Source organism: Comamonas sp. GB3 AK4-5, assembly GCF_041320665.1.
Lineage (GTDB): Bacteria > Pseudomonadota > Gammaproteobacteria > Burkholderiales > Burkholderiaceae_C > Comamonas.
Genome location: NZ_CP166730.1, coordinates 470,010 through 496,975, shown reverse-complemented (window position 1 = coordinate 496,975; position 26,966 = coordinate 470,010). Strand labels below are relative to the sequence as shown.

Below are 26,966 nucleotides of genomic sequence, written 5' to 3'. Positions count from 1 at the left end.
CCCCAGCGCCCCTACTCTCTTTCGCCCACCGCCCTCAAGGTCTGGTACTCCAGCGTCTGGATGACGGCGGCTCTGGTATTGACCGGCTGCGCCCCCCTCAACCAGCCGCCTCCCGTTGACCTGGGCCTGCCCACCCAGCCGCTGGCCGCTGCCGCCATTGCCGCGCCCGCTGCCCCCTCGGCCAACACCGGCGGCCTGTTCCAGAACAACCGCTACCGCCCTCCCTTTGAAAGCCGCAAGGCTCGCATGGTGGGCGATATCGTGACCATTGCCATCATCGAAAAGGTCACGGCCAGCCAGAAGCAGTCGTCCAGCGTCAATCGGAAGAACAATATGGAAATGGGCGTCACCGCCCTGCCCTTCATGAAGAAAGGCTCCAGCATTTTCGACAAGCTGGGCGCTGAGTTGGATAACAAAAACGACTTCTCCGGCGCGGGCGGCACCGAGAGTGCCAATGCCTTCACCGGCTCCATCACCACCACTGTCATCGATGTGCTGCCCAACGGCCATTTGATCGTGGCCGGCGAGAAGCAGATCGGCGTCAACCACAACGTCGATGTGCTGCGTTTCACCGGCACCGTCGACCCTTATATGCTGCAACCCAACAGCGTGATTCCGTCCACCCAGGTGGCCAATGTGCGCGTGGAGTCGCGCAGCCGCGGACAGCAGGGTTCGGCCCAGTCAATTGGCTGGTTGTCCTCGTTCTTTTTGGACTTTATGCCGTTCTGATCCTCTCCAGAATTGGGCAGTATGAAAGTACTGTCCATGCTCCCAAAGTTCCGCACAGCACCAGGCATTTTTTTGCTGATTGCCCTGTGCGGCACCCTGCTGGCACCCCCTGCACAAGCGCTTCGCATCAAGGAAGTGGCTGCCGTGCAAGGCGTGCGTAGCAACCAGTTGACCGGCTATGGCCTGGTCGTGGGCCTGGACGGCACCGGCGACCAGACCACGCAGATGCCCTACACCACCCAGACGCTGTCGAACTATCTGCAGCAAATGGGCATCACCCTCCCCTCCACCGCCAATATGAGCAATCTGCAGCTCAAGAACGTGGCGGCCGTGATCGTCACCGCAGAACTCCCCGCCTTCGCCACCCCCGGCCAGCAAATCGATGTGGTCGTGTCCTCCATGGGCAACTCCAAATCGCTGCGTGGCGGCACCCTGGTGGCCACGCCGCTGCGCGGCGCCGATGGCGAGATCTACGCCCTGGCCCAGGGCAATATGGTGGTGGGCGGTGCCGGCGCCTCGCAAGCCGGCTCCAAGGTGCAGATCAACCACCTGAGCGCCGGCCGCATTCCACTGGGTGGCCAGGTCGAACGCGCCGTGCCCTCGCCGCTGAATGACAACGACACCATCCGCCTGGGGCTGAACGCCACCGACTTCCAGACCGCCAGCAAGGTGGTGCTGGCCATCAACAACCGCCATGGCCAGGGCACGGCCCAGGCCCTGGATGGCCGCACGGTGGAAGTACGTGCACCGCAAAGCCCCAGCGCCCGCGTGAGCTTTATTGCCGACATCGAAGAGCTGACGCTGCAAAACAGCAAGCCCGCCGCCAAGGTGGTCATCAATGCCCGCACCGGCTCCATCGTGATGAACCAGGCCGTGACGCTGGGCCCCTGCGCCATTGCCCACGGCAATCTGGCCATCACCATCAATTCCACCCCCGTCATCAGCCAGCCAGGCCCGTTCTCGCAAGGCGGCCAGACCGTGGTGGCGGAAAAGGCCAACATCCAGCTGCGCCAGGAGCCGGGGGCCATCGTCAACATGCCCGCATCCTCGCAACTGGCGGATGTGGTGCGCTCACTGAACGCCCTGGGTGCCACGCCCCAGGATCTGCTGGCCATCTTGCAAGCCATCAAGGCCGCAGGTGCCCTGAACGCCGAACTGGAGGTGATATGAGCTCCCTCTCTTTTAACGCCAACAATGCGCTGGTCAGCGATGTGCAGTCGCTGCACTCGCTCAAGACCCAGTCGGGCGACCCCAAGGCCGCGCGCGAAGCCGCCAAGCAGCTGGAGTCGCTGTTCATGCGCGAGATGATCAAAAGCATGCGCGACGCGACCATGAAGTCGGGCATGCTCGAGAACTCCGCCACCAGCCTGGCCAACGATATGTATGACCAGCAGCTGTCGGTAGCCATGTCGGGCATGCCGCGCGGCCTGAGCGACTCCATCACTGCGCAGATCTCCCGCTCCATCGGCAAGGACAGCCTGGCCGCGGCCGATGTCACCGGCGAGATGAGCAGCCTGCTGGGCGATGACGATGCCCTGGCCCAGCGCCTGTCCTCCACCGTGAGCCTGGCCAGCCGCTCGGCCATGGCACAGTTGCCAGGCAGCAGCTGGGGCTCGCGCAGCACCGCCGTGGACGCCTACGCTCCCGCGCCCAAGGGGCGCGACAACTTTGTGCAATCCCATCTGCCTGCCGCGCAGCGCGTGGCCCAGGAATCCGGCATTCCAGCCAACTTCATGGTGGGCCAGGCCGGCCATGAAACCGGCTGGGGCAAGGGCGAAATCCGCCATAGCGATGGCAGCAACTCCTTCAATCTGTTCGGCATCAAGGCCGGCAAGGGCTGGAGCGGCAAGGTGGCCGAAATCACCACCACCGAATACATAGACGGCGTGCCCCGCAAGATCAAGGCCAAGTTCCGCGCCTATGACTCCTACGAGGACTCGTTCCGCGACTACGCCCGCCTGATCACCGAAAACCCACGCTATGCCCAGGCCGAAGCCGTGGCCGGCAGCGGCTCTGCCGCCGCCTACGCCCAGGCCCTGCAAAAAGCGGGCTACGCCACCGATCCCCAATACGCCAACAAGCTGAGTCGCGCCATCGAAAGTGCCGCAGCAGCGCAGCGCAGCAACCAAGCCTAAGGAAGCGACAGCATCATGAGCTTAATGAACGTCGGAGTCTCCGCCCTGACCGCCAACCAGGCTGCACTGCAGACCATTGGCCACAACATCGCCAACGTCAACACCAAGGGCTACTCGCGCCAGACCGTGGCCCTGGAGACCGTGGCCGGCCAAAACCGTGGCAACGGATTCATCGGCAACGGTGTGTCGGTGGCCTCGGTGATGCGCAACTACAGCGAGCTGCTGAACAAGCAATCCAACGCCGCCAATGCGGCCAGCGCGGCAGATGCCGCGCGCTCGCAGTCGCTGACGCAGATGCAGGACGTGTTCTCGGGCGGCGACTCCAGCCTGGGCTCGGCCGTCAGCAACATGATGAATGCCTTTTCCGACCTGCAGACCTCGCCCACCGACGCCTCCGCGCGCAACGTGGTGCTGGCGCGCATGTCCGAACTGGCCTCGCGCTTTCGCGCTTCCTCGGCCGCGCTGGAAGAGCAGGACTACACCACCAAGCTGCAGATCACCAACGATGTGAACCAGGTCAACAGCCTGGCCGTCCAGGTGGCCACCTTCAACACCCAGATCAGCCGTGCGCTGGCCAGCGGCCATTCGCCCAACGACCTGCTGGACCAGCGCGACCAGGTGATCCGCGAGATCAACCAGTATGTGAAAACCACCCAGGTGGAGGCCGATGACGGCTCCATCAACCTGTTTGTGGGCGGCAGCCAGCCTTTGGTGCTGGGCGCCAGCAGCGGCCAGCTCAGCGTCAGCGAAGCCACCAACTACCCCGGCAGCGGCAAGCTGGCCCTGTACTTCAGCCAGCCCGGCGGCGAGAAGGTGGAGCTCACGGCCAACATGGTGGCCGGTGGCGAAGTGGCAGGCCTGCTCAAGTTCAACAACGAAGACCTGGCCGAAGCCCGCAATCTGATGGGCCGCATGGCCCTGGCCATTGGCACCGAGCTGAACAAGCAGAACAAGCTGGGCCTGACGCTCAGCGGCGAACACGGCAGCGATCTGTTCTACCTGCCCACCAGCATGCCGGGGTACAGCAATATCCCGGGCTACGACCTGGGCACCCCCTCGGCCTCGGTGGCTTTCACCGACACCCACGCCCTCGTGGCCTCGGACTACAAAATCGTCTTCGGTGCCAACCACCCCGCCGACACCAAGATCGTGCGCCTGTCCGATGGCAAGACCCGTTCGCTGGGCGATCCTGCGCTGAACTACACCACCACCGGCACCAACTCCACCTTTACCGTGGATGGCCTGACCTTCACGCTGGACGCCACCGCCAATGCCGGCGCCGATGGCCAGAGCATTCTGTTCAAGCCCTTCAGCTCTGCCGCCAGCGACATCAAGGCCCTGGTCTACACCCCGGCCGATCTGGCCGTGGCCAACCCGGTGTCCGCCGCCATCAACCAGGACAACAAGGGCACGCTGCAGCTGTCCCAGCTCAAGGCCGTGGGCACCGGAGTGCCTGCCGTTGGCACGCCCGTGACACTTACCTTCAGCATCGACGCCACCGGCAAAATCCTCTACGACTACAACGGCAACACCAGCGGCCCACAGCCCTACCAGTCGGGCAAGCCCATCACCATCGATGGCTGGCAGATCACCCTGGCCGGCACCCCCCAGGCGGGCGACAAGGTGGAGGTGAGCAATGCCCTGGAGCCCTCCCTGGGCGACAGCTACAAGCGCAACGCCGGCAATGCCACGGCCTTTTTGGACCTGCGCGACGCCAAGATCTTTGACGGTGGCACCGCGCTCACCGACGGCTTCTCTTCGGCCATGGCCGTGGTGGGCACGCGCACGCAAAGCGCCCAGTACGCGGCCGAGCTGTCGGCCAGCGTGGCTGCCAGCCTGGAGGGCGATCGCACCGCCGTCTCCGGCGTCAACCTGGACGAAGAGGCCGCGCGCCTGATGCAGTTCCAGCAGGCCTACCAGGCCTCGGCCAAGGTCATCCAAACCGCCCAAAGCCTGTTCGACAGCGTGCTCAACGCCGTCAACCGCTGATATCCCTAGGAGTTCCCCATGGCCAATGTCAACCGCTACAGCACGGCAACCCTGTACACCAACACCATCAACCAGCTCAGCAAGCAGCAAAAAGACCTGTCGGACCAGATCGAGCATGTGTCCGCCAAGCGCAAGGTGCTGCGTGCCAGCGATGACCCCGTGGCGGCCGCCCAGGCCGAGCGCGCCCGCACCCGCATGACCCGCCTGGAAACCGACCAGCGCGCCCTGGATGCCCAGACCGCCACCGTCACCTATGGCGAATCCAGCCTGGGTGAAGTGGTCGATGCGCTGCAGAAATTCCGCTCCCTGACGATTGATGCCGGCAACGGCACGTTCACGCAGACCGAGCGCGATGCCCTGGTGCAGCAGATGGAAAGCCTGCGCAGCCAGATCCTGGGCTATGCCAACCGCACGGACAGCAACGGCCTGCCCCTGTTCCGCGGCCTGGACAGCAAGGAAGAGATCATCTCGGGCAAGTACAACTACGACGGTCAGCCCGGCCAGCAAGGCAGCAGCGGCAGCTACGGCATTGCCAGCAGCCTGGATGGTGCCCTGGCCTTTATGAACGGCTCCACCGGCAACGGCGTGCTGGCCGTGGAGCTGGGTGTGGAAGTCACCCCTGCCACCACGCCGCCCACCTATACCCCCAACCAGGGCAAGGCCTGGAGCACGGTGGGCACTATCAAAGACCCATCCGCCGCTGCAGCCTTTGTCGGACCCCAGACCATCAAGTTCAGCGTTGATGCCAGCGGCGCCACCACCTACAGCGTGGTGGACAGCGCTGGCGCGCCAGTCAATGACACGGCTGGCAACCCCATGACCAACCTGGCCTATAAGTCGGGCGATGCCATCCGCGTGGGCGGCATGGACATGGTGATCTCCGGCGTGCCCGCCAATGGCGACGGCTTCACCGTCAAGCAAAGCGAGCGCACCGACCTGTTCTCGGTGATGGACAGCGCCATTGCCACGGCCCGCAACAGCGGCAAGATGGATGGAAAAACCGCTTTTGGCGAGCTGGCCCATGGCCTGGCCAAGGCCCAGGCAGAAATCGATACCGCGCTCAACCGTGTGTCTACCGTTCGCAGCTATGCTGGTGACTTGATGGCCCAGTCGGATCGCATCGGCGAAACCCTGCTGGCCCGCAACGAGCAGATGGCGGCCCAACGCGCTGCGGCGGAAGACATGAACGATTCGGAATACATTGCAGCCATCGCCCGGTTGCAAAATCAGCAGGTCACCGTGTCTGCTGCCATGCAGTCCTACGCCTCCATCCAGAAGCTGTCGCTGTTCAACTTCATCAACTGATAAATACCGCCCCCGTATCGCCCCATGGTTCAGTCTGCGCTCACCTCCTTGGCCCTGGGCTACCGGCCCCTGTGGAATGCCGACCGCAAGCTGGCGGGCGTGCAATTGTTTATGCACGAAGATGGGGGCGAGCAACCCGACGTGCCGCATTTTCTGCGCATGCTGCAGGAAATGTGGTCGCCCACGGCGCCGCAGCTGATTCTGTCGCCGCAGCAGCGCCATTTGCTGGTGCTGCTGCTGGAACACACGCCGCAAAACCCCTATTTGCTGGTCGAGGTGCGCGGCGAATGGCTGGCCGACTCGGCCCTCTACACCCTGGTGCAACGTGCCCAGGCGCGCGGCGTGCGCCTGGTGTGGCGCGGCGCGCTGGACGCGCTGCCTGACGCCGACAGCGCCCGCTGGTTCAGCTCCAGCATGCTGCACCTGGCACCGCAGGATGCGGTGCAGCTGATGCAGTTGCACCCCGACGCACCCCTGCCCCCGCACCTGGCCTTGCTGGACGGGCAGATGTACGAGGATTTGCACAGCCGCGCCATCATGCACCGCTGCCTGGACCAGCACCGCGCGGCCGCCATTGTGGGCTGGCCCTCGGAAGACGTGCAGCACAAGCTGCGCGGCGAACGTGCGCTGGCGCCCAGCCATGAACATGTGATGCGCTTGCTCAAGGCCGTGGATGCCGACGAATCGCTGGACAGCTTCGAACAGATCCTGAGCGAAGACCCCATGCTGGCCTACCGCTTTCTGATGTTCACCAACTCGGCCTCGCTGGCCTTGCGCTCGGGCGTGGATTCGCTGCGCATGGGCTTTGTGATGCTGGGCTACAGCCACCTCAAGCAGTGGCTGGCCGGCCAGCTGACCCAGGCCAGCGCCGACAAGGATTTGCAGCCCATACGTGCCTCCACCGTGATGCGTGCCGAGCTGACCGAACGCCTGCTGGACCCCGGCGTCAGCCAGGAACTGCGCAGCGAGGTGTATCTGTGCGGCCTGTTCTCCCGCCTCGACGAGCTGCTGGACGAGCCGCTGTCGCAAACCCTGCAGCGTCTGCCGCTGTCCGAGCGCATCCATGAGGCTGCCGTGGATGAAGACGGCCCCTACGCCCCCAGCCTGCTGCTGGCCCAGGCGCTGGAGCGCGAAGAAGGTGCGGTGGTGCGCGAGCTGTGCGAGCGCTTCAAGATCGACATGGAGCATGTCAACCGCACCCTGCTGCGCAGCATTGTGGAATGGCCTTGCGAAAAGCTGGTGTTATAGGGACACCCCCCTGAGTCGCCTACGGCGCCTTCCCCCCGCTCTCGCTCGCTGCGCTCGCGGGCAGGGGGACGACAGCGGAGCGTAAGGGGCGGCCCTTGCTCTCTGACCTGGGCCTGCGCCAGTTTTATGCGCAGTGCCCCACTCCCTCGCCCTTTGAGATGAAACCCTGACGGCCCCTGGTTTTTCTCCCTCGCCCCTCCGGGAAGAGGGTGGGGGTGAGGGGCAGCCCCGGCAAGCGGCTGCAGGGCCGCCACACCCCATATGCCTGCCGGTATGGCCCCTTCCCCCGCCGGGGGAAGGTGAGGATGGGGGCTCGCCCAAGCTGCAGCAGCACAAAAAACCATAGCTTCATCAGCGCACACTGGTTTGAACTCAAGACCTTATCTATCGAACAACAAGGCTCCACACGCTACGGCCGCTCTCTTTTTTGCAGAAGGCAAGCGCAGCCCTCCTAGGGATAGTGCGCTGGGCAAGCCCTGTGCCAAACACTACAGTGGGACGGTTTTGCTTGGTTTTCCCCCATGCCTTTGCACGAATTCACTGCCCTGCTGGTGCTGGCCTCGGCCATGAGCTTCAGCCCCGGGCCCAACACCACCTTGTCCACCGCGCTGGCCGCCAACCATGGGCTGCGGCGCAGCCTGCGTTTTGTGCTGGCCGTGCCCTGTGGCTGGGGCTTGCTGCTGCTGTTGTGCGCAGCCGGTATAGGCGCCATGGTGGCGGCGGCACCGGCGCTGCGCTGGCTGATGCAGGGCCTGGGCATTGCCTATCTGCTGTGGCTGGCCTTCAAGCTCTGGGGCAGCGGCCGACTTCCTCCAACTCAGGCGCAGGCGCACAGTGCGCCGCTGCAAGTGGGCTTCTGGCAGGGCGTGGCCCTGCAGTTCGTCAATATCAAGGCCTGGCTGCTGGCGCTGACCATTGTGGCCGGCTGGGTGGCCGGCAAGCCCGATGCGCTGCTGCGCCTTGCCGTGGTGCTGCCGGTGATGCTGTGTTATGCCCTGGCCAGCAATCTGCTCTATGCCTGCCTGGGCGCGCTGCTGCGTGGCTGGCTGGCCCAGGGCCGCAGGCTGTTGTGGTTCAACCGCGGCATGGCGGCATTGCTGGTGGCCACCGCTGTCTGGATGCTGCGCGCGTGAGCAAGGCTGCCATCGCCATCTGCGCAGCCTTCACCCCTTGGCTGCACACTGTTTTTTGTCCAACTTTGCGAGAGAGGCGTCACACCACCCCACAATAAGCCGCATCCGAGTAGCTCTTCATACCCCGGAGACTGCCACCGTTTTTCTGCCAGCCGTCCTGCCCCGGCCTATGCCGACGCCTGTATGGCGCAGCTGGCACATGCCCCACAACGGCATGCTCTTCCACCGTGATGCGCCCGATGCGGGCGCGCGCTGATTTTTGAGAGTGCGTTATGACGAACTGGACCCTGGCTGCACGTGCCGCCAAGATGAATTCCTCCGCGATCCGCGAAATCCTGAAGCTGACCGACCGCCCCGGCATCATCAGCATGGCCGGTGGCCTGCCCTCGCCCCATGCCTTCCCGCTGGACGCCTTCAGCGAGGCCTGCCAGGCCGTGATGCAGCGCGACGGCGCCGCTGCCCTGCAGTACTCCACCACCGAAGGCCTTCCCGCGCTGCGCCAAGCTGTGGCCGACTTTCTGCCCTGGGATGTGAACCCCGACCAGGTGCTGATCACCACCGGCAGCCAGCAGGCGCTGGACCTGATCGGCAAGGTCTTTCTGGACCCCGGCAGCCGCATGCTGGTGGAAAAGCCCACCTACCTGGGCGCGTTGCAGGCCTTTGCCCCCATGGAGCCGGTGCCGGTGGGTGTGGACAGCGATGACGAGGGCATGCTGGTCGACGACTTCGCCGCCAAGGTGGGTACGGGCGCCGACAAGGCCCGCATGGCCTATGTGCTGCCCAACTTCCAGAACCCCACCGGCCGCACCATGAGCGAGGCCCGCCGCCAGGCCCTGGTAGAAAAGGCCAAGGAACTGGGCGTTCCCCTGATCGAAGACAACCCCTACGGCGACCTCTGGTACGAGGGCGAGCCGGCCCTGCCGCTGGCCGCACGCAACCCCGAGGGCGTGATCTATATGGGCTCATTCTCCAAGGTGCTGGCCCCCGGCCTGCGCATTGGTTTCATCGTCGCGCCCCAGTCCGTCTACGGCAAGCTGACCCAGGCCAAGCAGGCGGCCGATCTGCACACCCCCAGCTTCAACCAGCGCGTGGTGGCCGAGGTCATCAAGGACGGTTTCCTGGACCGCCATGTGCCCACCATCCGCGCCATGTACAAGGCCCAGCGCGATGTGATGCTGATGGCCCTGGAAAGCGAAATGGCCGGCCTGGACGTGCAATGGACCCGCCCCGTGGGTGGCATGTTCCTGTGGGTCACCCTGCCCCAGGGCATGGATGCCCAGGCCCTGCTGGCCAAGGCCGTGGAACGCGGCATGGCCTTTGTGCCCGGCGCGCCCTTTTTCGCCCAGGAGCCGCAGACCAACACCCTGCGCCTGTCCTATGTGACCGTGCCCCCCGAGCAGATCACCAAGGGGGTTGCGGCCCTGGCGGACGCTATTCGTAACTACACCCCCTGAGACGAGAACTAACGGCACCCCCTGAGGCGCTGCGCGCCTTCACCCCTCTCTGGCGCTTTGCGCCGGAGGGGGACGGCAACCTCGCTGCGGGGCGGCCCTTGCTCGTTGCCCTGGCGAAAGAGACGGTGCCAAGCCGCAGCTCTCTGGCCCTGGCAAAAGGGGCTCTGCGGCAAAGAAATTCTTGCGCTGCGCCCCCTCTGGTTTTTCTCCCTCGCCCCTCTGGGGAGAGGGTGGGGTGAGGGGCAGGCCCCAGCACTGCAACCACCGATGAAATTGCCATGACGACCCTGCGCCAGCGCCCCTTTACCACCGTGGACGTGTTCACCTCCGTGCCCTACCGCGGCAATCCGCTGGCCGTGGTGCTGGATGGCACGGACCTGGATGACGAGCAGATGCAGGCCTTTGCGGCCTGGACCAATTTGTCCGAGACCACCTTTGTGCTGCCGCCCACAGCGGCCGGCCACGCCGGTGGGGCGGATTACCGCGTGCGCATCTTTACCCCCGGGGGGGAGTTGCCCTTTGCCGGCCACCCCACGCTGGGCAGCTGCCACGCCTGGCTGACCCAGGGCGGCGTGCCGCAGCGCGCGGACCGGATCGTGCAGGAATGCGCCAAGGGCCTGGTGGCCATCACCCGCCATGCCGATACGGCTGGCGAGCGCCTGGCCTTTGCCGCACCGGCCACGGCCATCAGCGCGGTAGAGCCAGCGCTGCTTGCCCAGGTGGCCCAGGCCCTGGGCGTCTCAGAGAGCCAGGTACAAAGTGCTGCCTGGCTGGACAACGGCCCGCGCTGGATGGGTGTGCTGCTGGACAGCCCGGACACCGTGCTGGCCCTGGAACCCGACCACGCCCGGCTCAAGGCCTTGAACGTCAAGGCCGGCGTGTGTGCGCTGTACCCCACCGAAGAGGCTCCAGCGCTGATAGGCCGCAGCAGCCGCGAGGCCCGCGCCTTTGCCACCGGCTTGCGTGCAAGCAGCGAACCAACTGGGCCACAGCTGGAAGTACGCGGCTTTGCCGCCCCTGTGGGCGTGCACGAAGACCCCGTCACCGGCAGCCTGAACGCCGGCCTGGGCTTGTGGTTGCGCGACAGCGGCCTGCTGCGCGCGCCCTATTTGGCCCAGCAGGGCTGCTGCGTGGGGCGCGATGGTCAGGTCCACATCAGCGAAGATGACCAAGGACAGCTTTGGGTCGGTGGCCACACCGTCACCTGTATCCAAGGCCAAGTGCTGCTGTAATTTTTACGATTGCGTTGTTGCGTCGTTGAGTCGTTTGGAGGCGCCCATACAGCGCTTCATGCTTTGTTGCTCGCCCTTGCCGTAGAGGACTACTGTCTGCGGGCGAGACGCCGCGCCTGAAGCGCTGTCTGGGCGTTGGGGTGCCGGCCCGAAGCCCCGCTGTGCTGCGGCACGCTCGCTCCGGCAGACATAAAGACAGCAGTTCCCTGGTACAGCATGCCGCGTGCCAAGACCCCATTCGCCAGAGACACCGCGCAAGGGCCGCCCCGCCGCGCTGGTGTCGTCCTCCTGCCCGCATCGCTTTGCGATGCGAGAGCGGGGGGAAGGCGCGCAGCGACTCAGGAGGGTGTCATCTCAAAAATTTCATCTGCCATGGTCTCCGCTTCGCGGGCATGGTGGGTGACCAGCACGGCGGTCTGGCCGGCGGCGCGCAGAATGTCGCGCACTTCTTGCGTCAGGCGTTCGCGGGTGGCGGCGTCGAGGTTGGAGAAGGGCTCGTCCAGCAGCAGCAAGGCGGGTGACGGCGCCAGGGCCCGCGCCAGGGCAATGCGTTGCTGCTGGCCGCCGGAGAGCTCATGCGGGTAGCGTGCGCCGGCCTGGGCCAGGCCCACCACGGCCAGCAACTCTTGCACCCGCTGGGCACGCGCGGCGCCCTCCATGCGGCGCAGGCCAAAGCCCACGTTGTCTGCCGCCGTCAGATGCGGAAACAGGCCGTATTCCTGAAACACCATGCCCACCTGGCGCTGCTCGGGCGGCAGCTGCACGCCGGGGCCGGAGAGCAGGCGTTCGCCCAGCCAGATGGCACCGCTTTGCACCGGCTCGAAGCCGGCAATGGCGCGCAGCACCGAGGTCTTGCCGCAGCCCGATGGGCCCAGCAGGCTGGCGATCTGGCCGGCAGGCACTTGCAGATCAAAATTCTGCACCACGCTGTGCAGGCCCTGGGGGGTGGCATAGGCCAGATGCAGGCGCTCCAGGCGCAGGGCGGCGGTCATGGCAGCTTCACAGTCATAGCAAAAAACAGAGCATTCAGCGCGCTATGTGGCTGGCATTGCGCATTATTCTGGCCTGAAGCCAAGGATGTATCAGCGTAAACAGCTATCAATTTATTTTGCCTCCTGTTGCTGGACCCGCGCCAGCCACAGCACCGGCACCAGGCCGGCCAGCACAATGCACAGGGCGGCGATGGCGCCCTCCTCATAGGTGCCGCGCGCGGCCTCGGCATACAGCCAGGTGGCCAGGGTGTCAAAGTCGGCCGGGCGCAGCAGCAAGGTGGCGGGCAGCTCCTTCATGGCATCCACAAACACCAGCATGGCGCTGGTGGCCAGGGCCGGTCGCAGCAGCGGCAGGTGCACACGGCGCAGCGTACCCCAGGGGGTTTCGCCCAGCAGACGCGAGGCCTGTTCCAGCGTGGGCGGGATACGGGCCAGGCCGGCATCCAGACCGCCCACGGGCATGGCCAGAAAGCGGATCACGCAGGCCACGACCAGCACCACGCCAAAGCCCAGCAGCGGCAGGCCCTGGGCACCGAACAACTGGGCCAGGCCGGCGTCCAGCGCCAGCGCCGGCGTCAGCAGGCCAATGGCCAGCACCGTGCCCGGCACGGCATAGCCCAGCGTGGCCAGCTGCAGCGGCCAGCGCACCGGCGCCCGGGTGCTGACGCCCTGGCGCGTGCTCCAGACCACGACCAGGCCGGCCAGCACGGCCAGCACCGTCACGCCCAGGGCCAGGCCCAGGGTGTTGAGCAAACTGGCCCACAACGCGGAGGAGATGCCGCTGCCCTGCAGCAAGCGCTTGGCGCTTTCCCACAGCAGATAGGCCGCGGGCGCCACAAAGCCGATCAGCACCGGCAGCGATACCAGGGCCGTCAGGGCCCAGCCCAGCGGACCGGGCAGACGCTTGGGCTGTATGGGCCGCATGCGCTGGGCCGCGCCAAAGCGCTGGCGGCTGCGGCCCTGTCGCTCCAGCCAGACCAGGGCCACCACGGCCAGCAGCATGGCGCAGGCGATCTGGGCCGCACCGGCCAGATCGGAGCGGGTGACCCAGGTGGTGTAGATGGAGACGGTGAGCGTGTGCACGCCCAGGAATTCCGAGGCGCCGATGTCGTTCAACGCCTCCAGCAGCGCCAAGCTCAGGCCCACGGCCAGCGCCGGCCGCGCCATGGGCAGGGCCACGCGCCAGAAAGCGCCCCAGCGCGTCTCGCCCAGCGAGCGCGCCGCTTCCAGCAAATGGGCGGGCTGGGTCATGAACATGGCCCGCGCCGTCATATACACATAGGGGTAGAGCGTGAAGCCCAGCACAAAGATGGCGCCGCCCATGGAGCGCAGATCGGGCAGCCGCCATTGGCGCGGGCTGTCATAACCCAGCAGCCAGCGCAGCGCGCCCTGCACCGGGCCTATGGGGTGCAGCACATCCAGGTAGGCAAAAGCCACGATATAGGCCGGCATGGCCAGCGGCAGCAGCAGCGCCCACAGCAGCCAACGCCGCCCGGGGAAATCACAAGCCGTGACCAGCCAGGCACAGCCCGTGCCCACCACCAGCACCAACAGCCCCACACCCGTCAGCAACAGCGCCGTATTGGCCGCCGCATCGGGCAGCACATAGCGCAGCAAATCATGCCAATGCGCCCAGTCCGCCCCCAGCGCCAGCCAGGCCAGGGACAGCACGGGCGCCAGCACGCCCAGGGCGATCAACCAACTCGCCCCCTGCCACACCACCCCCACAGGCCGCAACCCAGAACGAAACACAGAAAACATTAAAAGAAAAATCTCTTCATGAAATGGAGTGGGAAGGCATGCGCCCGCCACCTTGACTCAACGCAGGCGCCCTGGTTGGAGGCGTCCAGACAGCGCTGCATGCTTTGTTGCTCGCCCTTGCCGTACAGGCGTACTGTCTGCGGGCGAGACGCCGCGCCTGCAGCGCTGTCTGGCCGTTGTGGCTGGCGCCCCAAGGCCCACTGCGCCTTTGCGGCACACTCCAGCAGTCCGAACCCCGCGAGTGCCGTGGCCCTGAAAGGGCGGCATCTTAACGCGGGCCTATTCCGACCCACCAGCACAGGAGCCTTGCTCCTCCTCAGTCGCCTGCTCAGGCCCCTTCCGCCAGAGACAGCGAGCAAGGGCCGCCCCGCAGCGAGGCTGTCGTCCCCCTGCCCGCAGCACGAAGTGATGCGAGAGCGGGGGGAAGGCGCGTCAGCGACTCAGGGGGGTGTCACTTGTCGAAGCCGACCTTGTCCACCAAGGCGCTGGCCTGCTTGCGGTACTTGGCAATCTCGGCCAGGGGCAGCGTATCGATCTGGATGGCACCAATGCTTTGCTGTACCACCGGGTCCAGGGCCACGCCCTTGCGCACCGGGTGTTCGTAGTTGGCCTGGGCGTAGAGGTTTTGCGCCGGCTCGGACACCAGGAACTCCAGCAGTTGCACGGCCTGCGCGCGGTGGGGCGCATGCTTGGCCACCGAGGCGCCGCTGATGTTGATGTGGGTGCCGCTCTTGGCCGGGGCGAAGGTGGGCTTGATCACCTGGATGGCGTCACCCCACTTGCGGGCGTCCGTGCCTTCCTTGGCGGCCTTCATATGGCCCACGTAATAGGTGTTGGCCAGGCCCACATCGCAGATACCGCCCAGGATGTCGCGCGCCACGTCGCGGTCGCCGCCGGTGGCCTTGCGTGCCAGATTGGCCTTGACGCCCTTGAGCCACTGCTCGGTCTTGGCCTCGCCGTCGTGGGCAATCATGGCGGCAATCAGCGCGGTGTTGTAGGGGTGCTGGCCGGCGCGGCTGCAGACCTTGCCCTTCCACTTGGGGCTGGCTAGGTCTTCGTAGCGGAAGGTGCCGATTTTCAAATCCTTCTCGGCATACAGCACGCGGGCGCGCATGGACAGGGCAAACCACTGGTTGCCGGCGTCGCGCAGCTGGGCGGGAATGGCGGCTTCCAGCGCGGCCGACTTCACCGGCTGGGTGATACCGCCGTCCACCAGGTCCAGCAGATTGCCGATGTCCACCGTCATCAGCACATCGGCGGGCGAGCGTTCGCCCTCGGCCTTGACGCGCTCCAGCAGGCCGTCCTTGACGAACACCGTCTTCACCTCGATCTGCGTCTTGGCCGTGAAAGCCGCCAGCAGCGGCTGAATCAGCGCCGGCTCGCGCGTGGTGTAGAGCGTCAGCGCCTCGGGCGCCGCAGCGGCGGACAGGCTGGGGGCACACAGGCTGGCCACGGCGGCCAAGGCAAACAAGGGACGTAGCAACATGAAAGTCTCCAGAAGGGAAAAGGGGAACACAGAAAAAAAGCACGCTCCGCCTCCAGACGGGCGATGGTTTTCTACGGCATAGCAGAAAAAAGGCATCTGGCGGTCTGGAGGCGGAGCGTGCTGTTATGTTTTATGAGAATAGCTCTCAATCATCTTAACCCGGCCTGTGGCACTGTGCGCCGGCGCAATCCAGACAAGCCATGCGGGATAGCAGCTGTCGCCCAAGCGCCAACTGGTCGCGGGGTTGACAGCGCAGCCCGCCTGCGCGGCCCAACAATCCGCCCATGGGAACCCTCTACCTCGTACGCCACGGCCAGGCATCTTTTGGAGCCGACAACTATGACCAGCTCAGCCCTCGCGGCATGGCGCAGGCCGAGCGCCTGGGCCAGTACTGGCAGGAGCACGGGCAGTCCTTTGATGCCGTGTTCACCGGCACACTGCACCGCCATGCGCAGACGCTGGAGGGCATTGCCCGCCAGCTACCCGGCCTGCCCGCCGCCACGGCGCTGCCCGCACTCAATGAGTACGACAGCCATGCGCTGATCCGCTGCATCCACACCGAGCCGCTGGAAAAACCAGACACCCCCGAGCGCTACCGCCTGCACTTTCGCCTGCTGTGCGATGCGTTGGCCCAATGGATGAGCGGCGTCATCACCCCCCAGGGCATGCCCAGCTGGGAAGCGTTCTCCGACGGCATCCACCAGGCGCTGGAGCAGATCCGCAAGCAGCATGCGGGCGGCAATGTGTTGCTGGTCAGCAGCGGCGGGCCGATTTCCACCGCCGTCGGCCAGGTGCTGGGCACCACACCCGAGGCCTGCATTGCGCTGAACATGCGCCTGCGCAACAGCGCGGTGACGGAATTCAGCATCAGCCCCAAGCGCTTGATGCTGCAGACCTTCAACACCCTGAACCATCTGGACACCCCCGAGACCCGCGACTGGGCCACCTTCGCCTAACAGCGTGAACACGCTCTAACAGCCCCCTCCGGCAGGAGGCCACCACCCTGGCCCCTGCCCGAGACTTGGCGTACAACGGGGTTTTGCACTGCCACCAAGCTTCCATGCCCCATCTTCTGCACGCTGACCACGCGGCTCTCATGCGCCAGCTGCGCACCCTGTTTGGCCAGACCCTGGCCGACACGCAGACGCTGGCGCTGTTCTCCATGGACGACGCCAACTGCCAGCTGCTGGTCAGCCAAGGCGGCCCGCGGCATGCCGTGCCGGTGCTCCACCTGCTGCCACTGGGCCTGCTGCCGCTGACACAGCGCAGTTTTGGCAACGCCTTGCCCACGGCCATTCAGTTGGAGGTGGGCATCATGGAGGTGGAAGACGCCGTCATGCCTGTCGCGCGGCTGCTGCCCCCTGACAGCCTGCTGGTCACACAGGATCCGCTGCTGCTGGCGCTGGCCCGACAGGCCGCCGGCCAGCCCACGCTGGGCAGCCATGCACCCACCGCCGGCCAAGCCCCGGACCATGTCACGCGCCAAGCGGTGGAAGCCTTGTTCGAGCAACTGGCCAGCCAGGCCAGCCGCCACTACGCCGGCCACCACCCCCATCTGCCTACCGAGGCGCGCGCAGCCGCCGCCTTGCTGGTGCTGCGCGAGGCCTTGCACCACTGGCAGCAGGAGCGCCTGTATCTGCTGCCCGCCAGCGCTTGACGCAGCCGATCACTGAAGCCGCGCCCCCATCACCTTCACCAACACGCGCGCCGCGTGCGCGTTCCCTGCAGGCTCAGTCCAGAGGCCGGGGCAGCGCAGCCACGGTGTTGGCGGGCAGTTGGTGGATTTCCTGCAGCAGCGCTGCCAGGCTGGCGGCGGCAGCGTCCACCAGGGCCTTGCCCCGCGCTGCATCGGCGGCCGCCGCATTGCCGGCTGCGCCCTGGGGGTTGTAGTCCTGCATGGCCCAGCCCAGCTTGGCGCTTTTGCCATTGCCCAGAATGGGATAGTGCTGGGCGCGCTGCTCGGAGCTGGAGGCAAAGTTTTGCGCATGCTGCATGCACACCGCCTCGGGCGCCAGGTGCAGCATCATGGCCGTTTCCACCTCGCCGCCATGCACGCCAAAGCGGTGTTCGTGGGCACTGAAAGCAGCATCGGCACCCTGCAGCGGCAGATTGAACCAGCTGCTGTGGTAGACCAGCAGGCCGCACTGCATGCGCAGCTGGCGGGCCACGATGTCCATGCTGCTGACATTGCCGCCATGGGCGTTGAAGAGCAGCAGCTTCTTCACTCCCGCACGGGCCACACAGGCACCGATCTCGGTCCACAGCGCCAGCAGCGTGGCGGGCGACAGGCCCAGGGTGCCGGCATAGCTTTCATGCTCCAGACTCAGGCCTATGCTTTGCGTGGGCAGCACCAGCACCGGCAGCTCGACCGGTAACTGGGGCAGGGCGGCGGCCACGATGCCGTCGACCAGGGTGGTGTCCACCGCCAGCGGCAGATGCGGGCCATGCTGCTCCACCGCACCCACGGGCAGCACGGCCACGGTGGCCGCAGCCAGGCCGTTGCCCTGAGCCAGCGCAAAGTCACGGGCCGAGACCTGGGCCCAGTGGCTTGCGGGCCAGCGCGGCAAGACTGTGGGGGAGGAGGCTTTTGTGTCGTCCATGACGGCATTATTGCGCTTCGCACCCGCGCCCTGGGCGGCATGGAGGCTCTCTGAAATTCATAGCTTGCGCTGTACCCTCCTGGCGGATCTGCGACGGATTCCGCATGTAACCGCGCCCTGCATGCGCGCTGGCCGCTATGGTTTTTTCTGCAGCCCGGCCACAATGGGCCATGCCTTCCCCCTCCAAGCCCGCCCTGCGCGACCTGACCCAAGGCCCCATCGCCCCCACGCTGCTGGTGTTTGCCCTGCCCATACTGGCGGGCAATGTGCTGCAGTCACTCAATGGCTCGGTGAATGCGGTCTGGGTAGGCGGCCATCTGGGCGAAGCGGCGCTGACGGCCACGGCCAATGCCAACAATGTGCTGTTTGCCCTGGTGGGTGCCATGTTCGGCATCAGCATGGCCACCAACATCCTGGTGGCCCAGGCCATGGGGGCGCACAACATCGCCCAGGCCAAGCGGGTGCTGGGCAGCAGCGCCACGTTTTTTGGGCTGATTTCGCTGGTGCTGGCCCTGCTGGGCTGGCCGCTATCGCACAGCCTGATGCGCTGGATGGACACGCCCGAGGCCTCGCTGCCGCTGGCCGAGGCCTATCTGCAGGTGATTTTTCTGGCCATTCCGCTGCTGTTCATGTTCAGCTTTGTCACCGCCGTGCTGCGCGGGGCGGGTGACACCAAGACACCGTTCTGGTTTTTGCTGCTGGTGGTGCTGCTGGACATTGCGCTCAACCCGCTGCTGATCTTTGGCTGGGGCCCGGTGCCGGCCTTTGGCGTGCAGGGCTCGGCCATGGCCACGCTGGTGGCCAATGGGCTGAGCTTTGCCGCCTTGCTGGCCTGGCTGCGGCTGCGCCGCCATCCGCTGTGGATTGGTCGGCGCCAGCTGGGCCTGTTCAAACCCGATCCGGCCATTGTGCGCACCCTGGTGGTCAAGGGCCTGCCCATGGGGGTGCAGCTGGTGATGATTTCCATGGCCATGATTGCCATGATCTCCATGGTCAATGCCTACGGCGTGCTCACCGCTTCGGCCTATAGCGCCGCGCTACAGCTGTGGACCTATGTGCAAATGCCGGCCATGGCCATCGGTGCGGCCTGCTCGTCCATGGCGGCGCAGAACGTGGGCGCAGGCCTGTGGAAGCGTGTGGACGCCACGGCCCGCGCCGGCATGCTGGCCAACATCGTGATGACGGGCAGCCTGATTGCCCTGATCGTGCTGCTGGACCGCTGGGTGCTGGGCTGGTTTTTGCCCACCGGCAGCGCCTCGCTTGCCGTGGCCCGCCACCTCAACCACATTGCCATAGGCTCGTTTCTGTTCTTTGGCGTGACCTTTGTGCTCTCGGGCGTGGTGCGCGCCACCGGCGCCGTGCTGGTGCCCATGGTGATTCTGGGCATTGCCATGTGGGGCATACGCGTGCCGGCGGCCAAGTGGCTGCAGCCGGCGCTGGGGGTGGACGCCATCTGGTGGAGCTTTCCCATCAGCTCGGCGGCCTCGGTGCTGATGATCCTGGCCTATTACCGCTGGGGGAGCTGGCGATCCGCCCGCATGCTGCCCCAAGCCCCGCAGGACCCGGTGGCCACACCGGCCGAGGTCGCCGGGCAGCCGCCCACGCCGGTGTGCAGCGTGGGAGCCGAGGCCGGTTATTCCGCGCCCACCCATGCCGATCCCGTGCCAGACGTCCGACCTTCCCGTTGAAGCAAGCTGCGCCCCAACACCCCTGCGCAAAACGGGCAGATAAGGCTGGCACATAAGACTGGCTTCACGCTCTGGAACCAAAATGGCACTCCTGCCTCCAACCGCTGCCATGTCTTTGCCTGCCCTCCACTTTCCCGCTTTTCTCGCCCGCCTGCTGCTGTCCCTCGCCCTGCTGGGATTGCCTGCGGCCCATGCCCAGATTCAGCTGAAACTGGGCAACCAGGCCGCAACCAGCAGCGCCGCCGTGGAGACCCCGCGCGTACATGCCGAGCTGGTGGCCCTGGCCCCGCATGGCGTGGCGCCCGGCCAGCCCTTGACGCTGGGCCTGCGCATACGCCACCAGCCCGGCTGGCACACCTACTGGAAGAACGCCGGCGACTCCGGCCTGCCCACCCAACTGGACTGGCAACTGCCCCCCGGCCTGGAGGCGGGTGACATCCAATGGCCTGTGCCCCAGCAAATCCGCGTGGGCACCATGCTGAACTATGGCTACGAAGGCCAGGTGCTGCTGCCGGTGCCCGTGACCGTGACCCCGGATTTCGTGCCGGAGGCCAACGGCAAGCTGCGCATCCAGCTGCAGGCCAGCTGGCTGGTCTGCCGGGTGGAGTGCATTCCCGAAGACGGCCGCTTCACGCTGGACATTCCCGTGCAGGGCAGCATGGCCATGGCCGCCGCCGACTTTGCCCAAGCCGCCCACCGGGCTCCCCAGGTACTGAATGGCGAGGCCCGTTTTACCGTGCTGCCTGGTGGCGAACGCGTGCGCCTGCAGGTCGACGGCCTGCCTGCCGCCGCCCTGGGCAAGCAGCTCGCCTTCTACCCCGAATCGGCCGAAACCTTTGTACATGCGGCCGAGCTGGGCAAGGACTGGACCCAGACCTGGCGCGGCGGCAGCTGGACGGCCGAGTTGCCGCTGTCCGAGATGCGCGGCGACACCCCAACCAGCCTGCCCATTGTGCTGGGCCTGCCCGCTGCCGGCAGCGATGTGGCCCATGCCCCGCCCGCCCAGGCCTGGCGCGTGGTGGCGCCGGTGGAAGGCCAGTGGCAGGCGGCCGATGTGGCCACGGTTTCCCCGGCCTTGGCCGCGGCACTGGAGGCCAACCGCGTGGCGGCAACGGCAGTGCAGCCAGCCGACAGCCCTGACAGTACCGCCCCTGGTGCCAACACCAGCCTGTGGCTGGCCGTGCTTGGCGGCCTGCTGGGCGGCTTGATTCTGAACCTGATGCCCTGTGTGTTCCCGGTGCTGGCCATCAAGCTGCTGGCCTTCACCCAGCCCGGCACCACGGCGGCCGCACGCCGCACCGGTGGCCTGGCCTATGGCGCAGGTGTGATCGTGAGCTTTTTGGCCCTGGGCGGTTTGCTGCTGGGCCTGCGCGCAGCGGGCGAGCAGTTGGGCTGGGGCTTTCAACTGCAGTCGCCCGGTGTGGTGGCTGCGCTGGCAGCGCTGTTCACCCTCATCGGCCTGAATCTGGCCGGGATGTTCGAGCTGCGCATGCTGCTGCCCAGTCGCTGGGCCAGCGCCCAGGCGCGCCATCCGGTGGCCGATGCTTTCCTCTCCGGCGTGCTGGCCGTGGCCATTGCCTCGCCCTGCACCGCGCCCTTTATGGGCGCCTCGCTGGGCTTTGCCGTGGGCATGCCCGCCGTGCAAGCCTTGACGGTGTTTGCCGCCCTGGGCGTGGGCATGGCCCTGCCCTATGTGCTGGCCTGCTTGATACCCGCCGTGCTGCGCTGGCTGCCCCGCCCCGGCGCGTGGATGGACACCTTCCGCCGCGCCATGGCCTTCCCCATGTTCGCCACCGTGGTGTGGCTGGTGTGGGTGCTGGGCCAGCAAAGCGGCATTGACGGCGCGGCCGCGCTGCTGGGCCTGCTGCTGCTGCTGGCCGCCCTGGCCTGGGCGCTAACGCTGTCCGGCCGCAGCCGCTGGCTGTTGGCTGGCCTGGTGCTGGCCTTGACGGTGTGGCTGCTGCCCTCGGCCGGCCGCCTGGTGCTGCAGCCGGTGGACACCGTGTCTGCCAGCACGCCCTCCGGAACCGAGGCTGCGCTGTGGCAGCCCTGGAGCGCCGAGCAGGTGGCCAGCCTGCAGACCGCCGGCCAGCCGGTGTTTGTGGACTTCACCGCTGCCTGGTGCGTGACCTGCCAGTTCAACAAAAAAACCACCTTGTCCGACCAGGCCGTGCTGGCCGACTTTGCGCAACGCAACGTAGCCCTGCTGCGCGCCGACTGGACGCGGCGCGACCCCGCCATCACCGCCGAGCTGAGCCGCCTGGGCCGCAGCGGCGTGCCGGTCTATGTGCTGTACGCACCGGGCAAACCACCCCAGATACTGAGCGAGCTGCTGTCGATCAGTGAGGTGCGGCAGGCCCTGGCCCAGCTGTAAACATCACGCACAACAACCCACCTGCGTGACAGACAGACCACAGCACCTGGGCCACACTCCCCCCATGCCACACACTGCCAACGCATCCGACTCCGCCCTGCACGCTTTGCTGCAGCCGCCCTGCAACGTCATCGTCGTCGGCCTGTCGCCGCAGGCCGACCGGCCCAGCCATGAGGTGGCCGAGTATCTGCAACGCCATGGGCTGCGCGTGATTCCGGTCAACCCCGTGGTGGCCGCCGAGGGTGTAAAGATTCTGGGCGAGCAGGTTTATGCCAGCGTGAGCGAGGCAGCGGCCAGCCTGACCGCCCAAGGGCTCACGGTCGACATCGTGGACTGCTTTCGCAAGAGCGAAGCCATTCCCCCCATCGCCCAGGAAGCCATCGCCGTCGGTGCGCACTGCCTGTGGCTGCAGCAAGGCGTGGTGAACGAGCCCGCCGCCGCGCTGGCCGCGCAAGCCGGGCTGCTGGTGATGCAGGACGCCTGCATCAAAATTGAGCATCGGCGCTTGGTCTCACCCCCCTGAGGCGCTTTGCGCCTTCCCCCCGCTCTCGCATCGCTTCGCTCGCGGGCAGGAGGACGCTGCCAGCGCGGCGGGGCGGCCCTTGCGCGGCAGCCCTGATTTTGGGCCGCGCCAGTTTTACGTGCTGTGCAGCTAGCTCACACTCTTGTCCTGTTGAGGAAAGTGCAACCTTGTATCTTTAGCTGTACAGACTCGCCCCAACGTTAAGCTGTGGCTTTATCTCCATCGTCTGCCTAGACCCCTTTCGCCAGGGACAGCGAGCAAGGGCCGCCCCGCAGCGAGGCTGTCGTCCCCTTGCCCGCGAGCGCAGCGATGCGAGAGCGAGGGGAAGCGGCACAGCCGCTCAGGGGAGTGTCCTGTTCAACACCCCAGCATGCGGCGGTAGCGAGCGGGGAGGTCGGCGATTTGCAACATGATGGGCAGGTCCGCTGTCTGGAAATCCGGATCCCAGGCCGGCGCCCCCAGCACCTTGGCCCCCATGCGCAGATAACCATGCACCAGCGGCGGCAGCTCCACTGCGGGGCCGTCGGCTTGCGCCGCCAGCTCTTGCTCGCGCAGCGGCAGGGCCAGCAGCGGGCGCACGCGCCACTGCGGGTCGCAATGGCTTTTTTCCGGCAGCTGCGCCCAGATGCGGGCCGCGCCTTCGCCATAGGTCAAGCCGGGGTGGTGCAAGGGCAGGCTGGCGCAGCCCACCATGGACTGCAGGCGGTTGCGCTGCATAAAGTCAGCCAGCGCACCCCACAGCGCCAGGATGGCGGCGCCGCTGCGGTAGTCGCGGTGCACGCAGCTGCGCCCCAGCTCCACCATGTCTTCGCGCAGCGGGTCCAGCGCGCTGCAGTCGAATTCGCCTTCCGAATACAGGCCACCGGCACGGCGAGCCTGGCTGGGGGTCAGCAGGCGGTAGGTGCCCACCACCTTCTGCGTGGCCTGGTCGCGCACCAGCAGGTGTTCACAAAAATCATCGAAGTGGTCGGCATCATGGCCCGCCAGGCTGTGCGGCTGGTCCTGGGGCAGCTTGGCGCCCATTTCCTCCGCAAAGACCTGGTAGCGCAGCCGCTGTGCTGCGCGCACCTCATCCAGATGCCGGGCCCAGCCTACGGCCAATTCGGGAGCCGCCGGGCGGCTGGCGGGAAGGGCCTGGCGCAAGCGGCTTGCTGAGCCCGCCGCGCCAGTTGCCGGGATGGTGAGGATGTCCATACTGCCTCCGAGCACCTGCGCGTTGAAAATTCGCGTGAGTCCGAAGCCGGGTCTTACACGACAGTGGTTGATCCCACCGACGTCCCTGTTGGCTCACTTCGTCTCACGGCATGCAGTGTGCTTGTCGTATGTGACACATCCATGGCAAAGACATGACTTTTGCATGTCGTGCCTATCCCCACGGCTTGTAGCTGGTGGTTCAGCGCACCAGAAACTGGATCACCAGGGCGTTGACAATGTCCACAAAGAAGCCGCAGACCAGGGGCACCACGATAAAGGCCCGGTGCGCCGCGCCATGACTGCGGGCCACGGCCGTCATATTGGCCACGGCGGTGGCGGTGGAGCCCAGGGTGATGCCGCCAAAACCGGCGCAGACCACGGCCGCTTCATAGTCGCGCCCCATGGTGCGAAAGACGATGAAGGTGGTGAAGGCGATGGCCAGCAACACCTGCAGCACCAGCACCGTCAACACAAAGCCCAGCACGCCCTCCAGCACCCACAGCTGCAGGCCCATCAGCGCCATGGTCAGGAACAGGCCCAAGCAGATGTCCGAGATCATGGCCAGGCCCTCGCGCATGCTGTGCCAGTGGAATTGGCCCAGCCTGCGGTAGCGGCGGCCCAGCATCCAGCGGCCTGCCGTGTTGCGCAGCACAATGCCGCCAATCAAACAGCCCACAAACATGGGCAGCTGCAGGCCGGCCTGCTGGAACAGCGGGGTCAGCACACCGCCAATCATCAAGGCCAGGTTCAGCCACAGCAGGGCCCGCAGCACGCCGTAATAGTCCAGCTTGACCGTGGCTTGCTGCAGGGACACGCCCACATCCAGGGCCGTGGTGCCGCTGCCCTGGATGGCGTAGCGGCGCATCAGCCAGCCGGCAATGGGGCCGCCAATGGTGCAGGCGGCAATCAGGCCCACCATATTGCTGGCCATGCCCAGCTCCATGGCATTGGCAATGCCCAGCTGGTCCACAAAATGCGGCGCCCAGGACAGCGTGGTGGCCACGCCACCGGTGAGCGAGATCGAGCCCGTCATGAGCCCGGCGCGCGGGTCCAGGCCGAACAGCTCGGCCACGCCCATGCCCAGCAGGTTTTGCAGCACGATAAAGCCCGAGGCCAGCGCCAGCAGGATGAGCAGCGGCTTGCCGCCTTCCTTGAGCGTCTTCAGATCGGACTTCAGGCCGATGCCGGCGAAAAAGTACAGCAGCAGCGTATCGCGCACCTGCAGGTCGAACTCGATGCGCAGGCCCAGCACGGCGTAAGCCAGCCCCACCACGCTGGCACACAGAAAGCCCCCCACCACCGGCTCGGGGATGTTGTAGCGGCGCAGCGGCTCCCAGGCTGCGGCCACTTTCTGGCCGACAAAGAACAAAAGAATGGCCAGCGTCAGGCTCTGGAAGGCGGGGAGGTGCAGGGTCTCGGGCAGGGACACGGTAGGGAGAGGAAGTCAGCAGAGGTCGCGAATAGTAACCATGTTGTAACAAGTTGAGGCATAAACCCAGGGTTTGCGCTGTATCAGCAGCCTGTGCCGGAACCCCGCCGCAGCACTGCGACATGGCGGCCTGAAACGGGGCCATCCGCTACACTCCCCGCTCCCCCATCCCCCCGCCGGACAAGGCAGCGTCCTGCCCCTCAGCCGCAGCATGCGCTGACGTCCACCGCCGGGTCATTTCGTGTGAGCCTTTCCATGTCTTTTGCCCCCCTTCAGAACGACACCTTTTTGCGCGCCTGCCGCCGCCAGGCCACCGACTACACCCCGCTGTGGTTGATGCGCCAGGCGGGTCGTTATCTGCCCGAATACCGCGCCACACGCGCCCAGGCCGGCAGCTTCATGGGGCTGGCCACCAATGTGGACTACGCCACCGAAGTCACGCTGCAGCCGCTGGAGCGCTTCCCCCTGGATGCCGCCATCTTGTTCAGCGACATCCTCACCGTGCCCGACGCCATGGGCCTGGGCCTGTCTTTCGCCCTGGGCGAGGGCCCCAAGTTCGCCAAGGTGGTGCGCGATGAGGCCGCCGTGGCCCAGCTGCAAGTGCCCGATATGGACAAGCTGCGCTATGTGTTCGATGCCGTCACCAGCATCCGCAAGGCGCTCAACGGCCGCGTGCCGCTGATTGGCTTTTCCGGCAGCCCCTGGACACTGGCCTGCTACATGGTCGAAGGCGGCGGCAGCGATGACTACCGCCTGGTCAAGAGCCTGATGTATTCGCGACCCGACCTGATGCACCGCATCTTGGAAGTCAACGCCGACAGCGTAGCCATCTACCTGAATGCCCAGATTGATGCCGGCGCCCAGGCCGTGATGATTTTTGACAGCTGGGGCGGTGTGCTGGCCGACGGCATGTTCCAGCAGTTCAGCCTGGCCTACACCAAGCGCGTGCTGGCACAACTCAAGCGCACCGGCGTGGACGGCCAGGATGTGCCGCGCCTGGTCTTCACCAAGGGCGGTGGCGTCTGGCTGGATGAGATGAACAGCCTGGACTGCGAAGTCCTGGGCCTGGACTGGACCGTGAACCTGGCCAAGGCCCGCGCCATCGTGGGCGGCCAGGTGGGCGGCCCCGGCAAGGCGCTGCAGGGCAATATCGACCCCAATGTGCTGTTTGCCCCGCCCGAGCAGGTGGCCGCCCAGGCCCGCGCCGTGCTGGACAGCTTTGGCAAGCCCCACACCGACCGCAGCACCACCGGCCCCACCCATATCTTCAACCTGGGCCATGGCATCAGCCAGTTCACCCCGCCCGAGCATGTGGCGGCTCTGGTGGAGACCGTGCACCAGCATTCGCGCGCACTGCGTGCGGGTTAAAACAGACAGCGGCGCATTGTTTCTGAATGTAAAAAAGTGGGTAACTGCGGGCTTCTCGCAAGTACCCACTCGCATCGGCCGCCAATAGCCGCACCTTGCCAGGCTGCGCCCTGTTTCTCTGCCATTTTGTGCGCCGCTGGCAAGCCCTTGACGAATGTGCACATCCAACTTATGCACAGAAACCCGCTTGCGGCCATGGCCTGTGGGGCGCTTTTTTTGAGAAGCACCAAATCACAGAAACACGTCATAAGTCATTGATTTAATTCGAAAATCACAGCAAGCACAACATCTTGCCAAGGCGCTGAGGGTTTTCTGCTCCCGCATGC

At 66.1% G+C, this 26,966-nt stretch carries 21 protein-coding genes; 15 read left to right on the top strand and 6 right to left on the bottom strand.

Annotation, left to right across the window (positions count from 1 at the left end):
* Positions 1 to 60: 60 nt before the first annotated feature.
* From ACA027_RS02195 to ACA027_RS02155, 9 genes are all read left to right on the top strand, one after another.
* A complete protein-coding gene (locus ACA027_RS02195; RefSeq protein ID WP_370682493.1) occupies positions 61 to 729 on the top strand; it encodes a flagellar basal body L-ring protein FlgH in 669 nt (222 codons plus the stop codon).
* Positions 730 to 750: 21 nt separating this feature from the next.
* A complete protein-coding gene (locus ACA027_RS02190; protein ID WP_370680777.1) occupies positions 751 to 1,899 on the top strand; it encodes a flagellar basal body P-ring protein FlgI in 1,149 nt (382 codons plus the stop codon).
* Complete coding sequence (flgJ, locus tag ACA027_RS02185; protein ID WP_370680776.1) at positions 1,896 to 2,864, top strand: flagellar assembly peptidoglycan hydrolase FlgJ; 969 nt, start codon at positions 1,896 to 1,898, stop codon at positions 2,862 to 2,864. The genes ACA027_RS02190 and flgJ overlap by 4 nt, the downstream gene beginning before the upstream one ends.
* 15 nt (positions 2,865 to 2,879) lie before the next feature.
* Positions 2,880 to 4,853, top strand: a complete 1,974-nt coding sequence (gene flgK / locus ACA027_RS02180) for a flagellar hook-associated protein FlgK (protein ID WP_370680775.1) — start codon at positions 2,880 to 2,882, stop codon at positions 4,851 to 4,853.
* Between the two features lie 18 nt (positions 4,854 to 4,871).
* Positions 4,872 to 6,158 (top strand): flagellar hook-associated protein FlgL, encoded by a 1,287-nt coding sequence (gene flgL / locus ACA027_RS02175; protein ID WP_370680773.1) that lies wholly within the window; start codon positions 4,872 to 4,874, stop codon positions 6,156 to 6,158.
* A 24-nt stretch (positions 6,159 to 6,182) separates the two neighbouring features.
* Positions 6,183 to 7,406 (top strand): HDOD domain-containing protein, encoded by a 1,224-nt coding sequence (locus ACA027_RS02170; RefSeq protein WP_370680772.1) that lies wholly within the window; start codon positions 6,183 to 6,185, stop codon positions 7,404 to 7,406.
* 521 nt (positions 7,407 to 7,927) lie between these two features.
* A complete protein-coding gene (locus tag ACA027_RS02165) occupies positions 7,928 to 8,539 on the top strand; it encodes a LysE family translocator (RefSeq protein ID WP_370680771.1) in 612 nt (203 codons plus the stop codon).
* Between the two features lie 272 nt (positions 8,540 to 8,811).
* Positions 8,812 to 9,993 (top strand): PLP-dependent aminotransferase family protein, encoded by a 1,182-nt coding sequence (locus tag ACA027_RS02160; RefSeq protein WP_370680770.1) that lies wholly within the window; start codon positions 8,812 to 8,814, stop codon positions 9,991 to 9,993.
* 278 nt (positions 9,994 to 10,271) lie between these two features.
* Positions 10,272 to 11,225, top strand: a complete 954-nt coding sequence (locus tag ACA027_RS02155; RefSeq protein WP_370680769.1) for a PhzF family phenazine biosynthesis protein — start codon at positions 10,272 to 10,274, stop codon at positions 11,223 to 11,225.
* A gap of 338 nt (positions 11,226 to 11,563) precedes the next feature.
* Here ACA027_RS02155 and ACA027_RS02150 read toward each other — a convergent pair whose 3' ends face one another.
* From ACA027_RS02150 to ACA027_RS02140, 3 genes are all read right to left on the bottom strand, one after another.
* Entirely contained in the window at positions 11,564 to 12,217 is a 654-nt protein-coding gene (locus ACA027_RS02150; protein WP_370680768.1) for an ABC transporter ATP-binding protein, read from the bottom strand.
* Between the two features lie 111 nt (positions 12,218 to 12,328).
* Positions 12,329 to 13,978 carry an ABC transporter permease gene (locus ACA027_RS02145; RefSeq protein ID WP_370680767.1) on the bottom strand — a complete coding sequence of 550 codons (1,650 nt, stop codon included), beginning with the start codon at positions 13,976 to 13,978 and terminating at the stop codon, positions 12,329 to 12,331.
* 451 nt (positions 13,979 to 14,429) lie between these two features.
* Positions 14,430 to 15,464, bottom strand: coding sequence for an extracellular solute-binding protein (locus tag ACA027_RS02140; RefSeq protein WP_370680766.1), 1,035 nt, complete (start codon positions 15,462 to 15,464; stop codon positions 14,430 to 14,432).
* Positions 15,465 to 15,748: 284 nt separating this feature from the next.
* Between ACA027_RS02140 and ACA027_RS02135 the strand changes: the two genes are divergently transcribed.
* Together ACA027_RS02135 and ACA027_RS02130 are read left to right on the top strand one after the other, a co-directional pair.
* Complete coding sequence (locus ACA027_RS02135; protein WP_370680765.1) at positions 15,749 to 16,420, top strand: histidine phosphatase family protein; 672 nt, start codon at positions 15,749 to 15,751, stop codon at positions 16,418 to 16,420.
* Between the two features lie 104 nt (positions 16,421 to 16,524).
* Complete coding sequence (locus tag ACA027_RS02130) at positions 16,525 to 17,121, top strand: hypothetical protein (protein ID WP_370680764.1); 597 nt, start codon at positions 16,525 to 16,527, stop codon at positions 17,119 to 17,121.
* A gap of 73 nt (positions 17,122 to 17,194) precedes the next feature.
* On the opposite strand, the gene ACA027_RS02125 is transcribed toward ACA027_RS02130, so the two are convergent.
* Positions 17,195 to 18,064, bottom strand: coding sequence for a creatininase family protein (locus ACA027_RS02125; protein ID WP_370680763.1), 870 nt, complete (start codon positions 18,062 to 18,064; stop codon positions 17,195 to 17,197).
* A 170-nt stretch (positions 18,065 to 18,234) separates the two neighbouring features.
* On the opposite strand from ACA027_RS02125, the gene ACA027_RS02120 reads away from it, so the two are divergent.
* The 3 genes from ACA027_RS02120 to ACA027_RS02110 all read left to right on the top strand — a co-directional run bounded on the left by ACA027_RS02120 (position 18,235) and on the right by ACA027_RS02110 (position 22,649).
* Positions 18,235 to 19,752, top strand: coding sequence for an MATE family efflux transporter (locus ACA027_RS02120; RefSeq protein WP_370680762.1), 1,518 nt, complete (start codon positions 18,235 to 18,237; stop codon positions 19,750 to 19,752).
* A gap of 109 nt (positions 19,753 to 19,861) precedes the next feature.
* Positions 19,862 to 22,126 carry a protein-disulfide reductase DsbD family protein gene (locus tag ACA027_RS02115; protein WP_370680761.1) on the top strand — a complete coding sequence of 755 codons (2,265 nt, stop codon included), beginning with the start codon at positions 19,862 to 19,864 and terminating at the stop codon, positions 22,124 to 22,126.
* Between the two features lie 64 nt (positions 22,127 to 22,190).
* A complete protein-coding gene (locus tag ACA027_RS02110; protein ID WP_370680760.1) occupies positions 22,191 to 22,649 on the top strand; it encodes a CoA-binding protein in 459 nt (152 codons plus the stop codon).
* Positions 22,650 to 23,006: 357 nt separating this feature from the next.
* Here ACA027_RS02110 and ACA027_RS02105 read toward each other — a convergent pair whose 3' ends face one another.
* Both ACA027_RS02105 and gltS read right to left on the bottom strand, forming a co-directional pair.
* Complete coding sequence (locus tag ACA027_RS02105; protein WP_370680759.1) at positions 23,007 to 23,843, bottom strand: GNAT family N-acetyltransferase; 837 nt, start codon at positions 23,841 to 23,843, stop codon at positions 23,007 to 23,009.
* A gap of 199 nt (positions 23,844 to 24,042) precedes the next feature.
* Positions 24,043 to 25,272 (bottom strand): sodium/glutamate symporter, encoded by a 1,230-nt coding sequence (gltS, locus tag ACA027_RS02100; protein WP_370680758.1) that lies wholly within the window; start codon positions 25,270 to 25,272, stop codon positions 24,043 to 24,045.
* A gap of 255 nt (positions 25,273 to 25,527) precedes the next feature.
* Here gltS and hemE point away from each other — a divergent pair, with 255 nt between their 5' ends.
* Positions 25,528 to 26,640 (top strand): uroporphyrinogen decarboxylase, encoded by a 1,113-nt coding sequence (gene hemE, locus ACA027_RS02095; RefSeq protein WP_370680757.1) that lies wholly within the window; start codon positions 25,528 to 25,530, stop codon positions 26,638 to 26,640.
* Positions 26,641 to 26,966 lie beyond the last annotated feature (326 nt).

Coding starts and splice junctions, on each gene's coding strand:
- ACA027_RS02195 (WP_370682493.1), top strand. CDS start 61: ATGACGGCGGCTCTGGTATTGACCGGCTGCGCCCCCCTCAACCAGCCG.
- ACA027_RS02190 (WP_370680777.1), top strand. CDS start 751: ATGAAAGTACTGTCCATGCTCCCAAAGTTCCGCACAGCACCAGGCATT.
- flgJ (WP_370680776.1), top strand. CDS start 1,896: ATGAGCTCCCTCTCTTTTAACGCCAACAATGCGCTGGTCAGCGATGTG.
- flgK (WP_370680775.1), top strand. CDS start 2,880: ATGAGCTTAATGAACGTCGGAGTCTCCGCCCTGACCGCCAACCAGGCT.
- flgL (WP_370680773.1), top strand. CDS start 4,872: ATGGCCAATGTCAACCGCTACAGCACGGCAACCCTGTACACCAACACC.
- ACA027_RS02170 (WP_370680772.1), top strand. CDS start 6,183: ATGGTTCAGTCTGCGCTCACCTCCTTGGCCCTGGGCTACCGGCCCCTG.
- ACA027_RS02165 (WP_370680771.1), top strand. CDS start 7,928: ATGCCTTTGCACGAATTCACTGCCCTGCTGGTGCTGGCCTCGGCCATG.
- ACA027_RS02160 (WP_370680770.1), top strand. CDS start 8,812: ATGACGAACTGGACCCTGGCTGCACGTGCCGCCAAGATGAATTCCTCC.
- ACA027_RS02155 (WP_370680769.1), top strand. CDS start 10,272: ATGACGACCCTGCGCCAGCGCCCCTTTACCACCGTGGACGTGTTCACC.
- ACA027_RS02150 (WP_370680768.1), bottom strand. CDS start 12,217: ATGACCGCCGCCCTGCGCCTGGAGCGCCTGCATCTGGCCTATGCCACC.
- ACA027_RS02145 (WP_370680767.1), bottom strand. CDS start 13,978: ATGTTTTCTGTGTTTCGTTCTGGGTTGCGGCCTGTGGGGGTGGTGTGG.
- ACA027_RS02140 (WP_370680766.1), bottom strand. CDS start 15,464: ATGTTGCTACGTCCCTTGTTTGCCTTGGCCGCCGTGGCCAGCCTGTGT.
- ACA027_RS02135 (WP_370680765.1), top strand. CDS start 15,749: ATGGGAACCCTCTACCTCGTACGCCACGGCCAGGCATCTTTTGGAGCC.
- ACA027_RS02130 (WP_370680764.1), top strand. CDS start 16,525: ATGCCCCATCTTCTGCACGCTGACCACGCGGCTCTCATGCGCCAGCTG.
- ACA027_RS02125 (WP_370680763.1), bottom strand. CDS start 18,064: ATGGACGACACAAAAGCCTCCTCCCCCACAGTCTTGCCGCGCTGGCCC.
- ACA027_RS02120 (WP_370680762.1), top strand. CDS start 18,235: ATGCCTTCCCCCTCCAAGCCCGCCCTGCGCGACCTGACCCAAGGCCCC.
- ACA027_RS02115 (WP_370680761.1), top strand. CDS start 19,862: ATGTCTTTGCCTGCCCTCCACTTTCCCGCTTTTCTCGCCCGCCTGCTG.
- ACA027_RS02110 (WP_370680760.1), top strand. CDS start 22,191: ATGCCACACACTGCCAACGCATCCGACTCCGCCCTGCACGCTTTGCTG.
- ACA027_RS02105 (WP_370680759.1), bottom strand. CDS start 23,843: ATGGACATCCTCACCATCCCGGCAACTGGCGCGGCGGGCTCAGCAAGC.
- hemE (WP_370680757.1), top strand. CDS start 25,528: ATGTCTTTTGCCCCCCTTCAGAACGACACCTTTTTGCGCGCCTGCCGC.